4 protein-coding genes and 1 pseudogene are annotated in these 14,730 nt (G+C 61.3%); 1 reads left to right on the top strand and 4 read right to left on the bottom strand.

The features are described 5' to 3' along the window. Positions 1–7: 7 nt before the first annotated feature. The 4 genes from MAXJ12_RS22770 to xopAD all read right to left on the bottom strand — a co-directional run bounded on the left by MAXJ12_RS22770 (position 8) and on the right by xopAD (position 10,461). Positions 8–583: a HupE/UreJ family protein gene (locus tag MAXJ12_RS22770; protein ID WP_008838371.1), complete on the bottom strand. Its 576-nt coding sequence runs from the start codon at positions 581–583 to the stop codon at positions 8–10. Between the two features lie 13 nt (positions 584–596). Next, a complete protein-coding gene (locus tag MAXJ12_RS22765; protein WP_008838370.1) occupies positions 597–2,393 on the bottom strand; it encodes a nickel-dependent hydrogenase large subunit in 1,797 nt (598 codons plus the stop codon). After that, entirely contained in the window at positions 2,393–3,469 is a 1,077-nt protein-coding gene (locus tag MAXJ12_RS22760) for a hydrogenase small subunit (RefSeq protein ID WP_008838369.1), read from the bottom strand. The genes MAXJ12_RS22765 and MAXJ12_RS22760 overlap by 1 nt, the downstream gene beginning before the upstream one ends. Positions 3,470–3,831: 362 nt before the next feature. Next, positions 3,832–10,461, bottom strand: a complete 6,630-nt coding sequence (gene xopAD / locus MAXJ12_RS22755; protein WP_244421564.1) for a XopAD/skwp family type III secretion system effector — start codon at positions 10,459–10,461, stop codon at positions 3,832–3,834. A gap of 3,322 nt (positions 10,462–13,783) precedes the next feature. Between xopAD and MAXJ12_RS22735 the strand changes: the two are divergent. Continuing rightward, positions 13,784–14,675 (top strand): annotated as a pseudogene (locus MAXJ12_RS22735) (IS1595 family transposase); the annotation flags it as partial. Between the last annotated feature and the right edge of the window lie 55 nt (positions 14,676–14,730).

Genomic DNA, 14,730 nt, shown 5'->3' with positions numbered 1-14,730 from the left:
CCGCCTCCTATCCGCCGAAGACGAGCGCGGCACCCGAGCCGGCGACCAGCATGCCGATGCCGGTTCGCAGCCGGGACGATGACGCGATCTTGAGGCCGAGGCTGACGCCGAGGAGGTGGAGTGCTGCGGTCGCCAGCGTGACACCGCCGACATAGGCAAATGTTGCTCCCGCTGCCTCGCTGGCATGCGCATGGCCGTGGAACAGCGCGAACAGCCCGGCAAGGCCTATGCCGGCGATGCGCGGCAAACCTGCACCGAAAACGATCATCAGCCCGAGCGCCAGCACCGACAGCGCGATCATGCCTTCCACCGCTGGCAGGGCGACGCCGACAAAGGCGAGCGCGGCGCCGCCGACCATGGCCGCGACGAAGGCGGCCGGCGCGGTCCAGGCCCGCAACGGCATGGCGAGCGCCGACCAGACCCCGACCGACGTCATGGCGAGCAGGTGGTCGAGACCGAGCAGCGGATGCGCGAGGCCCGCGGCAAGGCCGTCCGCATGGCCTGCGCCGACATGGGCACAGGCAGGGCCGGCAAGGGCGGCAAGCGATGCTGCTGCGCCGAGTTTCACGACAGAGCGTCTCATTGAAAATCCCTTCCTACCGCACTTTGACATCGGCCAGTTCCCGGCCGTCCGGCCCCATCACGTGGGTCGAGCAGGCAAGGCACGGATCGAAGCTGTGTATGATCCGCAGGATTTCGACCGGCTCCTCGGGGCGCTCGACCTTGGTGTCCATCAACGAGGCCTCGAAGGCGCCGAGATTGCCGGCATGGTCGCGCGGAGAGCCGTTCCAGGTGGTCGGCACGACGCACTGGTAGTTCTCGATGCGGCCGTTCTTGATCCGTATCCAGTGACCCAGTGCGCCACGCGGCGCCTCGGTGAAGCCGACGCCCTTGATCTCGGCCGGCCAGGTCTTCGGGTCCCATTTCTTCGTGTTGGCCGTGGAGGAGTCGCCGGCTTTGATGTTGGCGATCAGCTTGTCCAGGAAGTAGGCCTGCTTGCGGGCCGCCCACTGCGCTTCTAGAGCGCGCGCAGCGGTGCGGCCGAGCGTGGAAAAGAGCGCGTTGAACGGCGCGCCGAGAGCGCGCAGCGTGGAATCGACTTGTTCCTTGATTTCCTCGTGGCCCTGGGCATAGCCGACGACATAGCGGGCGAGCGGGCCGACCTCCATGGCGTGGCCGCGCCATCGCGGTGCCTTGATCCAGGAATATTTTGCCGACTCGTCCAGCTCGATGATGTTGGTGCGTGTGCCCTTGGCATTGGGCCCCAATTCGTAATGCGGCTGGGTGACGCCGTCCCAGGGGTGCAGGCCCTTGGCCTCGTCCGGATATTTGTACCAGGAGTGCGGCACGAATTCCTGGATCTGCTCGGGATCGCGCAGGTCGACCGGCAGCACCTCCTTGAGATTGCCGTTGATGATCGCACCCTGCGGCATCATCAGGTTGGCGGCAGAATGGTCGTTGGCCTTGTCGGGGATATCGCCATAGGCGAGCACGCTCTTGCCCGACAGGCCGCCGCCGTAGAGCCAGGCCTTGTAGAGATTGCCGATCGCGATGATGTCGGGGACGTAGACGTTGTCGACGAAGGCGATGGTACGCTCGATGACGCTGCGGACGTAGTTCAGCCGCTCCATGTTGATCGGCGCGCCGGCCGCCATCTCACCGTCGATGTTGATCGCACAGGGTACGCCTCCCACCAGCCAGTTGGGATGGGTGTCCTTGCCGCCGAAGATCGTGCGCGTCGTCATGATCTCCTTCTGGAAGTCAAGCGCTTCCAGATAGTGCGTCACCGCCATCAGGTCGGCTTCCGGCGGCAGCAGATAGGCTGGGTTGGTCCAGTAACCGTTCTTGAACGGCCCGAGCTGGCCGCTCTCCACGAACTTGCGCAGCCGGTTCTGGATGTCGCGGAAATAGCCCGGCGAGGACATCGGGTGGCTCGGCGAAACCGCCTGCTGCAGCTCCGACGTCGCCTTCGGGTCGGCTCTCAATGCGTTGACCGGGTTGACCCAGTCCAGCGCGTGCAGGTGGTAGAAGTGGACCAGATGGTCGTGCACCTGCAGCGAGAGCTGCATGATGTTGCGGATCGAATTGGCGTTCTCCGGGATCATGATGCCCAGCGCGTCCTCGACCGCACGCACGGAGGTGAGCGCGTGCGTGCCGGTGCACACCCCGCAGATGCGCTGCGTGAAGGCCCAGGCGTCGCGCGGGTCGCGGCCCTTGAGGATGACCTCGAGCCCGCGCCACATGGTGCCGGTCGAGACCGCGTTGCGGATGATGCTGTTCTCGTCGATGTTCACCTCGCAGCGCATGTGGCCTTCGATCCGCGTGACCGGATCGACCACGACGCGCTGGCCGGAGGTGTCGAGATTGAAGCCGTTCGGCGTCTGGATGCCCATCAGGTGTTCCCTCCTTTTTCGCGCATCCGCTTGACCACGCTTGCCGCAGCATGCGCGGCCGCGGCGGCGCCGACCACGGTCGCGGCCATCGTTCCGATCCTGTCGGCATCGGCCTCGATGCCGAAGCCGTGGACGCGGGTCAGGCGGCTGTAGAAATCGCCCTTGTCCCAGAAGCCGTCCTCGGAGCAGCCGATGCAGGGATGGCCGGCCTGGATCGGGAAGGAGAGGCCGCCGTTCCAGCGCACCGTCGAGCAGGCGTTGTAGGTGGTCGGTCCCTTGCAGCCGACCTTATAGAGGCAATAGCCCTTGCGCGCGCCCTCGTCATCGAAGGACTCGACGAACTGGCCCGCGTCGAAATGCGGGCGCCGATAGCATTTGTCGTGGATGCGCTGACTGTAGAACATTTTAGGCCGGCCTTGCCGGTCGAGTTCGGGGAATTTCTCGAAGGTCAGGATATAAGTGATGACGGCCGTCATCACTTCTGCGATCGGCGGGCAACCGGGCACCTTGATGATCGGCTTGTCCGGCAGGCCGGGAACCTTATCGACGGGCGTGGCCCGCGTCGGGTTCGGCCGCGCGGCCTGCACGCAGCCCCAGGAGGCGCAGGAGCCCCAGGAGATGATCGCCTTGGCGCTTGAGGCGGCATGCCGGAGCTGGTCGATGAAGGGCCTACCGCCGATGATGCAGAACATGCCGTCCTCGTTGAGCGGCGGATTGCCTTCGACCGCGAGGATGTAGTTGCCTTTGTACTGTTCGACGACCTCGTCGACGATCGCCTCGGCCTGGTGGCCGGCGGCCGCCATGAGCGTGTCGTCATAATCGAGTGAAAGCATCGACAGCACGACGTCCTTGGCGAGCGGGTGCGCCGAGCGGATGAAGCTTTCGGAGCAGCAGGTGCATTCGAGCCCGTGCAGCCACAGTACCGGAATGCGCGGTTTGGACTCCATCGCGTAAGCTATTTTCGGCGCGAAGGCCGGTCCAAGGCCGAGGGAAGCCGCCGTCAGGCTGCAGAATTTGAGGAAACTTCGGCGGGTGATCCCCTGCCGGCGCATGACCTCGTAGAATGTTTCTTGCATAAGGCCGTCCTCCACAGGCGGCGGCATCTCCTGGTGCCGCGAATATGCGAAGGGGCGCAAGTCCGGTGCCAAAGTTGAAAAGCCGAATAAACTCAATACTCAGATGCTGGGGAGGCGTTGCCTTGTTCCAGTCGCCGGCAATGGAGTGGAAACCGGGCTGGCAGATTGCAAAGAAAGCTTCCGCTTTGCGGTTGGCGACGGCCAACCTCGTCGGCGTGAGCTCGCGGTTCACCAGCGCGGTGATGCCGCGATAGCCAAAGGCGGGCCGCTGCTCGACGAAACGCCAATGAACGCCAGCAGCGCTGCATCCGCGGTCGTGGTAAGAAACCACTGGCCTTCGTTCTCCCCTTGCCGTAGCGTGATCAGGATGAGAGTCCCACTTTGACTGTAGTCGCGCATCCCGCCCCCTGAGAGCTTGGCGCAGCAGGAAGCTCCTGAAACGAGCCGGCCTGCCGAGCACCCTGCCCTGCGCCGCCGCTGAGATAGCCGTGCAGGGCCGCCACGCATGCTTCGGCGTTCCTGTTGTTGTTCCTTTTATGGGGCGGAACGACTGTGAGATTGGCTTGGCGGTAATGCGGCGTGCGCTCCTGCACGATTTCCTCGAAACGCTCCTTCTTGATGGCCCTCTTGTCGGAGCTCTGCGGCCCGCTGGTCTCCTCTGCCTCGTCGGTCCGCAGCAACGGGCGGCTGGTGTCATTCGCAAGGCGCTTCCAGATCTCGCCTCGGTCAGTGTCGAGCCAGATCGAGACCGTATTGTCCAGGATCAGGCGCCGGGTTTCCTCACGCTCGAAGGCGCCGCCGCCAGTTGCGAGGACCACCTTCCCTTTCTCGACACACTGCGCGATCAAGCTCGCCTCGCGGTCCCTGAACCACTGCTTGCCTTTGTCTTCGGCATCGAAAATTTCCGTGATCGACATGCCGGTCTCTCTTTCGATTTTTTTATCGGAGTCGACGAAGGCGAGCCCGAGTCGCCGCGCGAGAGCTGGGCCGATGGAGGACTTGCCGGCGCCCGGCAGCCCGACGAGCACAATCGGCCGCGAACCGAGTGACGAGACGACCTCTTTGGCCATCGGTGATTTCTCGGGCAACCGTGGCCGTTCGGCAGTTCGCAGGCCAAAGGTCGCACCGGCAGATGGTCGAGCGTCCAGTTCGATTCCCCAATGAGGAAGCTCCCTGGCGCCTTCTGGAATCGCCACGTCCTTACAGACCTCTCGTGCACTCTGGGCAAGTTCTTGCGTAGCTTGCACCAGAGCATCTCCGCTCAGTTCGAGCCGCAGCTTGTCCCGCTTCTTGTAGGTATCGTGGTTGGTAAGCTTAGCCTGATAGCTCTGTGGCGTATGGAACTCTAGCGCAAAGCGATATCCGTCCGGCGTGGTGAGCACACTGGTGACGCCGATGAAGGTTGGATCTCGCATCCTGAACCAGTTGGTCGTGCTGACCTCAGCGTAGCCCCGCTCGTCAAATGCCAAAATGGCTTTTTTGAAACCACGTGCAAAGACCTTGTCAGGGATTTCGAAGACATGCCGCACGGCGTTGCTGATCAGCTGGGCGTCGCTGTCAGACTTAGCGCTCGTTCCCGTCAGTTGGTCTGTCAGTGATCCTACCGATCTCACGGGGCGATCCAAACGGGGCATGCTGACGTCGATATCCGCTCGCCTTAGGATTTCGGCAACTCTAAGTACCGCTGTGGTAATCTCCTTCTCTTCCGCTGCGGCTCTAGCACGCTCGATCTCTGCGCGATCCGCGGCTTCCTTGGGGGTCATCGTCATAGCGGAATCTTCGGCCGTCAGCTGTCGACCGAAGGGTTCCGGCAGGATATGCTTGTCCGCCGCGAGCTTGATAGCGGCTTCCATCACTGAAGCCGTTAGCGTTGGATTGTCCCTCAGATCCTCCAATGACGCATCGACATCGAACCTGCCGTGCTTGAGCGTGGCTGCTACGCCTTTGACGTAGGGCACGGACCTTAGGCCCGGCGTCTGTTGCAGGAGGCGCTGCAGCGCTTGGCTTTTTTTCAGGAAGAGTTGGGCACTTGTGTCGGATTTATAGGCGTCGGTCCCGACCTTGTTGCCGAGACTCAGGAGATTGCTTGCGCTTTGTATGAGGTCGTCCGGCTCGTAGCCATCGGGTCGAGGATCGATGCGCGCAGGGTAGTGGTCGAGTAAGGCCTGAACGCGGTCGCGTGGGTGAGCGGAGGCCTGATAGGCTTCGGCCAGGTGTGGAAGCAACTCCGAAACCGCCTGGCTCACGCCATCGTTGACGGTGCCGCGTTCGATTGTCTCGGGCGGGACGTCCCCATTCGCACCAGCAGCCCACGCCTCCAAGTCGGCCGCGAGCAATTCGCTGATCTCGCGAGCGACCGGATGCTCTGCGAGCTCGATCTCGCGCATCACCCTTTCGAGTTGGGGGGGGATATCCTGGCCGCTCACCTCTTCCTGGTTCAACAAGTCACGTAGGGCACTTCTGAGCTCGTGGTGAATACCTTCGTAGGTACCGAAGATGGCCCGCTCGGCAAACCAGCGCCGGGCCTGATCTGATTGAGCCAGAAAATTTCGCTGCAAAGTACTATAGATTTCCAAAGTGTTCTGCGTGGCAGCGAGAATCTGGCTGGCACGACTGAAATTGTACCTGCCGTCCTCGATCGCGGCGGTATGCGATTTTGGCGGCTTGAGTGAGCGGACTCCGCGAGCTTGCTCCGCCTCATCGAACTGCCGAACATGCTCATAGAGCTGCGGCCGGTCGCCGAGAATAATGACCGTATCCCCATCGAAGTCGCCGTCGAGTTTCTTTTGTTGATCGGGCGGCACGGCGACCAAGGACCCCGGAGCAAATACCTCTGTCGCCTGGAGGATGCCGACACAATCAAGTGAGGTGTTCGCCGTAACCCGCTCTTTGCGGCGGGTCCAGCCCGAATGGGACTTAACGTCCTCCGCCGACAATACCATCCCACGATCTCGGTAGTTGGCCGGCCACATCGCGTCAGGCACCACGATGAGAATGCCTTTGGCGAAAAAGGTGGGATCGTCGCTCGCCAGTTGCTCCCCCGACTTCTCGGCGACATTGAAGCTGTATTGCATGGCCACGCATTTATCGAGGAATGCCGCAGTTGGGTCGCCATCGGCTGACGACTTGACTTGTTCAGGCCTTAATGGGCGCAAGTTTGGCTTATCGTATGGGGAGCGGCCGATCAGCACGCCAGCCGTACCCGTCAGCCCTTCGCTCTTAAGTTTAGGCACATGCAGACGGCCATCATTGGATGGCACGGCAACCGCGCCGGGACCTTCGATGCGTCCGGCCGTCACGGTGCGAAACAACTCTTCGGACGTCAGCGCATCTCCTTTTTTGGTCTCAAGCCAGCTGTTGGCTTTCTCGCGCGCCTCTTCCGCCACCCGCTCGCTTCGCGAATAATATTGCAGCGCCGTGGCGGGGAGCGACGATTTCCTTCCCTCCGCGAAAGCAGGCACCCGATCAGGCCCATCCTGCCGCCCAGCGCGGCGAACAGCTAGCATACGCTCCGCCAGTGAGGCTCTGATGAAGCCGCAACCGTCATGCGGCCGCAAAGCTATCGAGCCTTCCGGTCCAGTCAGCTTAAAGGGATGCTCCTCGCCGGCAGGGCGGTCCGGCAGCAGCGACAACTTGAAATTGCCCTCCAGCGCGTAGTCATGAGGGCCTAGATCTTTGATGGCAGGAGGTGCAGCAAAGCCTCTGCGCTGCGTGTAGTAATAGGCCTCTTTGAAAGGCGCCCAGGCGCGCGATAGCTGTTCGAATGCCGTACCCGGTGCGGTCTCGGCATACGGGATCGCCAGCAGCTTCCCGCCGGAAGCCTTGGGTCCTTGCTCGCCCGGAGCGACGGCGGCGATCTGCGACAGGGTTGGCTTCGGCGCCTTTAACTTGCTTCCGCCGAACACGTCCATGCGGTAAGGTACATCATCGACACAGAACACGCGCCTTAACATGAAGGGGCTCGGCTTTCCCGGCAGTTGGACCGCTACTAACGGAACGGCTCCCGAGGTCAGGCGATGAAGGATCGAGTATCGCGGCTCAGCGTCCGCGGCCAGCCGGCGCCCCTGCAGGTCAACGACTGGCAACTGCATCAGTCCCGCCTCACCCTTGGGCGGTCGTGGCTCGTGATCCATGGTCAGTAATACTTGATGCATATCAAAGACGGACGGCGGATGTTGACTCCGGATCGCCCCCTCATCCAGCGTCATGAACGAGTCGAGCGCATCAAGCGCATCGTCCCCTTCGATCTGCGCAATCAGATTCCAGCTCATGTTGGAAAGATCGCTTTCTATGAGGTTCCGCGTCTCGGCCAGGATCTTCTTGGTCTCGCGCTCCAGCTGTTGCCGCCGCATAGCCAAGTCGGACTTCTGGCCCTCGACATACGGTCGTCGGTACAAACTCGCCAGGACCTCACGCCCCTTGAGCGCTTGAAAGATCGAGAGCGCGGGACGGCGGCTCGATAACGGGCCACGGCTCCGCCGCTCGCCATTGGTTGCGTTTAGATATGCCGCGATCTTCTGCTCCAAACCTGGTTGGAGATCGTTCAGCAGGTTTAGCGCTTGCCTTCGGTGCCAGAGCATCGATTTCTGCGGGCTTCGGGCGAGCGGGAGCAGAGCGATACAAATGTTTCCCATGGATTCGAGGTTGTTCTCCGCGGCAAACCCAGGGGCATGCACCAATTCTTCGAGCCGACCCAACCCTGTCGGTGCCAGCAAAGCGAGATCGTCAAACAGCCGAGCCTTTCCCAGCGGCTTGAAGATGTTGATAATGCTCAAAACATCGGCTTGCTCGAGCCGATCATTTGCATAGTGCAAGTAATGCACCAGCTGGTGCAGCCGGTCTTTCAGCACAGTGGCGTCAGCAATATCTCCAGCTTCCTCCGCCCTCATGAAACTTAGCCCCACGGCGTTAGCTATCCTGCTGAGCTGGGGCGTTGTGAAAGTAGCGAATCGTTGGCCTCCGCGACCCAGGTCGCATGCGAGATGCACGATTGCCTGGCTGCACGTCGCCTCTCCCCGCCATCTGATGAGGCTGTTCATCAGGTCGGCCTGTTGCTGCGGCGTAAAATCGGACAAGCGGCGGCAGAGGATCTCCCGAGCGATAGCGACTGAGGCTTCGGAACAGTCTTCGTCTGAAGGCCACTTGCTGAAGCCGTTCGCCAGGTTTGTCAGCTCCAGGCTATTAAAATCGGAGAGCCTGTGGCGGGCGCGAACATCGCGGGAGATTGCGGCTGTTGCTTGGCGGCAGCTCTCCTCTTTCGGCCATTTGCTGAAGCCATTCACCAGGTTTGAGGACTCCTGTCGAGTAAAAAACAAGAGCCGATCGGGGCGGCTGAGGAGCTCATTGGCGATGGCGGTTGAGGCTTGAAGAGTCGGCGTGCGGTCAGGCCATTTGCTGAACGCATTCACCAGGCTCGCAAGCGACCTCTCAGTAAAACCAGAGAGCCGGCCATGGCGGCCGGCAAGGTCAAGGATCTCGCTGGCGACTGCGACTGTGGCTTCCCCGCAAGCCAGCTTTTCAGGCCACTTGCTGAAACCGTTCGCCAGATTGGCCAGATCCTGCTGGCTGCAATGAGGGAGCCGGTCGGGGAAGCCGATGATCTCCTCGGCCACCGCGACGACCGTCTTGCGACAGACCCTCTCTTGCGGCCACTTGCTGAAGCCGTTCACCAGGTTCGCCAGGCCCAGCTCGTTGAAAGCGGAAAGACCGTCCGGTCCGCGGGCGAGCTCAAGAATTTCAGGAGCGATGGCGAGCGCGCCTGCGTGACATCTCGGGTCATCCGGCCACTTGCTGAAGCCGTTCACCAGGACGGCCAGGGCCGGCCGAGTGATACCGCGCAGCGCGGTGCGGAGGATCTCCCCAGCAATTGCCGCTGTGCCCGCTCTACAGTCCGCTTCCTCGGTCCACTTGCTGAAACCGTTCACCAGGTTCACCAAAGCCTGTGGAGTGAAATCACGTAATCTCCGCTGCAGGATTTGCCCGGCGATTGCCACGGTGGCCTCTCGACAGTCCTCTTTTTTCGGCCATTTGCTGAAACCGTTCACAAGGAGGGCCAGGTTCTGCGGATCGAAGTCAGAGAGCTGGCGACGACAGACTGCAGCGGCAATTGCGACCCCCGCGCGGCGAGCAGGCCGCTGGTCCGGCCACTTGCCGAAACCGTTCACCAAGTTTGCCAGGCCCTGTGGTTCAAAGTCAGCTAGCGGGCGTCGTGTCACCTCGGTGGCGATTGGGAGTGTCGCGCGCTCAAACCTTGCCTCTTCCGGCCATTTGCTGAAACCGTTCACTAGGTTCGTAAGCGCCTGAGAATTGTATCGTGAAAGTTGCGCGCGACGAACGACATCATCGGCAATCGCGGCAGTCGCCTTGCGACAGATCGCCTCCTTCGGCCACTTGCAGAGAGCGTTCACCAAACCGGGCAGTTGCAGCTGACCGATGTCGGAAAGCCCCTTGTTTTTGGCGCGCCGAAGGAGCTCGCTTGCAATCGCGACCATGCCATCGCGACACTCCGTCCTTTCCGGCCACTTGCTGAACCCATTCGCCAGCGATGAAAGACTCAGATCATTCAGATGCTGAAGCGCCAGGTTCTCCTCGCAAAAGAACTTCGCGATCCTAATTGTCCCATTACGGCATGTCGTCGATTGTGGATGCCGCCCGAATGAAACCGCAAATAGGGAAAGCGCCCTCAGGTCCACTTTCTTCATGAGCGCGTCATTAAGCTGCGAGACGTGAGTTGCCATCGCCTTGCACGCATCTATGCCCGCCTGACCTCCGGCCTCGCGGCTCACCGCATTGCAGGCGAGGGCGTAACCCCAGCTTTGGTTAGCGCGTACATTGTCCTCCCATCGCGGGATAAAGTCGCTTTCAAACAGAGCCGCAGCCCTCTCCAGGAAAGTTGCGAGGCTCGGCATCCTCAGCTGTTTGGCATAGTCCACTACGGCAGTTGAGAATGCATAGAAGTCATGAGCGCGGCCAGCGCGGTCAAGAGTCTCCATCCCCTCACGAAGCCTCGAGCGCTCGAGGTCCGCGCGTCCATGCGCTTCCTTACCATGCGCCCTTTGCGGCACCACCTCGTTGATGCGCCGCTTGACTGGCCTGCCCCGCAGGTCAGGCCCGGACCGTTCAGGTTCTTGGAGAGTGTCTCTTTGCAAGCTCCCAGACGTTCGACTGCGTTGCAACGCTTCGCCGCCCAGACGAGCGGAGCTCGGGTCGCGATTTAGCTCAGCAGGATCTGGTCTAAACCGGCGGTCGTCGCTCCCGGTGGCGACGTCGCCGATGCGACGTCTCTTTGGTTCAGACCCCACGTCGGGCATGACTCGTTTGTGACGCGCTGTCGCCTCTGTTTGCGAAGTCTCAGTTTCCTGATCGGGATGCCAGCGTCCATCTCCAAAATGCGACGATTCTGGCTCCTGAGCGAGGGCGTCACGGTAAGATCGATAAATGCGCTCCTGAGCGTTGTGCCCGGACGCCTCGTCTAGACGTCGCCTTCTCGACTGAGCGCGCAGGGCAGGCACGTATGCTTCCTTCGCGCCGAGAGCGCTAGCGTGCAAACCCAGACGCGCTCGATCACCCCGATGGTGTTCGTCGTCAGAGCGCTCCGAGTTTTGTTCTCGACAGGGTGCGCCGGACTGCTCAGGCTTGGAGCGAACATCCTCCAGCACAGAGCTGAATGATTGGTCTCGAGCGACTCCGGGTCGTTCATTGCGCTCACTATCGACTCGCAGGCTAGCGTCGGCTTCAGAATTCGACATGTTTGACCGCCAACGGCGGTGAATGCGCGTCAAGATTCATCTCCCATGCAGTTGAGGATGTGTAAGTACGAACTGGCGGGATCGATCGCCCATCAGATCCAGAGCAGCTTCTCGGATGTGGTGTCCACCGATGCTGCAGCTGGGGCGCCACAATCGTCGAGGCAAACGCAATGCCCACCGCATCAATGACAAGCTCGAATTTCAAGGAAGTGAGCTTGGGCGGCGACCGAGCGACCCAGCTTGCCTAGACCCAAGGTTCGATAGGCAGCGATCAGCACAGCCGTCCTCACCTGTTGGCGGCACTCGCCTCACGTTTGTCTGTGCGACGCCTAGTGTCCGCAACTATCAATAATGGCCCAATGCTTTAGCTGTACGAGCTGACAACCAGCTGACGAAGTTCGCCAGTGGTGCCACCAAAGATTACGTATTATGAACTGGGCTGCCGAACAGCTGATCCATCGGGGATTGATCTTCTACAGCCATCTCGATGTATAGCAAAGCTTAGCCATTGAGAAGCTGACGAGTATAGCGGACGATCAGGGCAATACGAGTTTCACCTTGATTGGGTCCTTCCGCATATTTGAACCCGAGCACCGGCGACCACCCTCGCGCTCCGTCCTCATGGATCCTTTTCGAGACTATCTCGAAAATCGCTGGGAGGATGGCCAGCGCAACGGGCTGCAGCTGTGGACCGAAATCAAGAATCGCGGCTTTGAAGGCAGCAGGGGCGACCATCTACAGGTGGACAGCCGCCCGAAGGAGCGGTCATCGACCGCTCCACCAAATTCGCGGTGGCGGCCGCCATCGCCCCGGAATTGTGCATGGCTACTGAGCGAAGACCCGACATCTCTCGATGAGCGGACCAAGCGGCTCTCCATGAAAATGCGCCGGAGCTTTCGATCGCGGGCGAACTCGCCCGCCGCTTTGCTGCAGTGATACGCGGCGACGATGATGCCGGCCTCGAGCAATGGATCGCCGATGCCACGGCCAGTGAGCTGGCCGTGGCATCGGCCGTGACATTGAGGCTGTCGGAGCGGCAATCACCCAGCCCTGGAGTACGAGCCCGGTCGAAGGCCAGATCAACCGCCTCAAGACGATCAAGCGGCAGATGTATGGGCGCGCTGCCTATCCACTGCTGGCAGCCGCTTGACCCAACCGGACAAGGGGACACCCGAAAACAAGTAGTTCCTGCACCAAATATGCGGAAGAACCCCTGTTTGCCGTGCGGCAGTCATCTGTTCAGGCTCGGTAGACTTGAATGTCATCTTGCCTGCCTGATCGCCCCAACGCGGCCGTGTAGGGCACGCCATTAACGGTGAAATTTGTCTGCGGCTGGGACGCGCTGGGCAGTACGTTCTGCCAGTGCATTCCGCGCATGAGGTCCACAGACGCCCGTTGGTCGCCGTGTTGCCAGTCCGGGACGTACACTGCTAGATCCGGCGCCGGAGGCGGCGCGTAAGGCACGTATGTTGGCCCAAAAAACGATGCCCAGGCGCTTTGCTCCATGGATGGCGGGCTTGGTTGATTGACGCTTGGCGCTGGCGAATGAGCGGGTGAATCTAGGCCCCGCCAAAAGTTCGTCGTATTCCAACTATCGGTTGGCAACTGGCCCCTTTGATCCACGCCCGCCCAAAACTCCGTCGAGTTGACACTGTGCGGCGAAGGGGCGGGTTGTTCCGCCGCATCATGCAATCGCCAAATCTCGTCTTGATCGAAACTCGATACCGGCGATGGGGCCGGCTGATGCACTGGCTGGCCAGAGTAGCCCTCCGCGGCTCGCGAAGAACCCTCCCCTTGGGTCTGACGGTACCGCTTAAGCATGCTCAACCCCTTCGTGATCCCCCTGTTGCCCGGGAAGTACTCCCGAGCAAAGTCGCGGAGCGAATCGTCACTGAGTCCAGCGATACCCACCCCACGAATCTCTTGGAGCTTCTGAGACAACTTCCGCAGACCGGTACGTCTGGTGACGAGAGACTCCGACGTAATCCCGCGACCCATCTCATAATCAGCCGCCTGCTGGATGAGGCGCTCGTCTCCAGGAGCGGCAAAATACCGCTGCCGGGACGACGGGCCAGCCGTGGCCGCATCGCTCAGATGCTGCTGAAAGTCCTCTCGCCCAGCCTCCCCCGCCTGCTGCGCCTGTCCTGCCCGCTGCTGTGTCAGCGCGGCGTAGTATTGCTGCCAATCCGGACTGAATGGATTGAAGCGGTTCGGGTCCATGTTAATCTCCTACGTTCACAGATTAGATATGCACGACGCTTTCATGCTACTCTGGCGAGCTGTCGAGACGCTGACGAACAGCCTGCGGTAGAGGGAGCCCAGAAACGGCGCGGCATAGTATCGCGCGCGGAGCGTGGTGTGGCCTCTTGAACCCGCACCCCGGCGCTCTGACCCGCCTCGGCAGCATCCTTGCCCGCAGCCGCAGCAGCCAATCCTCGAGTTGCAATTCCAGTTGACCGAGCAGGCGCTGGCTGCGCTCCGAGCGCGGGCCAGACTTCTCGCGCATCATCTTGGCGATAACCGACTGGAGATGCTCGATCATGCCTCGGTGCCGGCCAGCATTTGTCGATGTTCCAATGGCGATTGCCGGTTCCAGTTCACGGTGACGACCCATCCCCCTCGGCACTCTTCAAAGCTGGCCGTGCGTGTTTGGCTGAAAGCCATGTGGCTGATGCTCCAGTCGGACAAGGCTTGTCCCCGGTACGGCTCGCCGAGATCATTTGGAGTGAGCCCCGACGGCCCTGGCGGATGGGTCACGCACAGCGGCTGATAGTGGCGCGGAAAAACATGCTCGACGGCCCGGTTGATATCGACCATTTCCATCTCGGGGGAAGCCCCCGAAAACGGCCGGATGACCCACCCCAGGACGGGGTCGGAAAGGTCAGGCGAATACGGAGAAAGCACCGGTCATGGCGATGGTGCGGCGGCCGTCCGACGTCACGCCCGGCACACGGGCCGGCGACGAGCGTGCCGCGGTCGTGACCGGTCTTTCATTGCGCGTGGCCGAACGTGCGATGGAAACACAGATCGAGCCTCACGCGCATTGAGGAGTGATGAAGCGAAGGCCTTCATCGTCACTGGTGAGGGCTTTGCCAAGCATGAAACCGTGAGGCATTCCAGCCACGAATATGTTCGCGACACCGTCCACTTCAATTCGGTCGAGGGTTTCAATTCCCGCGTCCGGCGCACGGTCGCGGGGAGTCTCTTCCACCATGTCAGCCCGCAACATGCCGACCTGTATTTCCATGAAATCGGCTTCCGCTGGTCTCAGGCGTCCTGTCTGGAAGCGCCGTTCGGAAAACTCGGCACGGCCGGGAAATCATGCGGACTCTCTGGTCACGGGTGCCGCCAGCGCTGCAACTGCCGACTGTCCTTTCGTGCCGCCACGGGACGTCAGATGCGCCGAAGCCCCGCATGGCGGCATCACTATCAAATCAGCCGTAGCTGTCTTTGGTTGAAAAGGCCGCGTACGATTCGACCAGCTCTTGTTCCGACCCCGTCAGGCGGCCTTCA

The sequence above is a fragment of the Mesorhizobium alhagi CCNWXJ12-2 genome, assembly GCF_000236565.1.
GTDB classification, from domain to species: Bacteria; Pseudomonadota; Alphaproteobacteria; order Rhizobiales; family Rhizobiaceae; genus Allomesorhizobium; species Allomesorhizobium alhagi.
The sequence above is the reverse complement of the archived record's forward strand: the minus strand, read 5'-3'. Positions and strand labels throughout refer to the sequence as shown.

What these genes read in the sequence shown, in the direction of transcription:
- xopAD (WP_244421564.1), bottom strand. Translation starts at nt 10,461, where the DNA reads ATGGAGACTCTTGACCGCGCTGGCCGCGCTCATGACTTCTATGCATTC.
- MAXJ12_RS22760 (WP_008838369.1), bottom strand. Translation starts at nt 3,469, where the DNA reads ATGCAAGAAACATTCTACGAGGTCATGCGCCGGCAGGGGATCACCCGC.
- MAXJ12_RS22770 (WP_008838371.1), bottom strand. Translation starts at nt 583, where the DNA reads ATGAGACGCTCTGTCGTGAAACTCGGCGCAGCAGCATCGCTTGCCGCC.
- MAXJ12_RS22765 (WP_008838370.1), bottom strand. Translation starts at nt 2,393, where the DNA reads ATGGGCATCCAGACGCCGAACGGCTTCAATCTCGACACCTCCGGCCAG.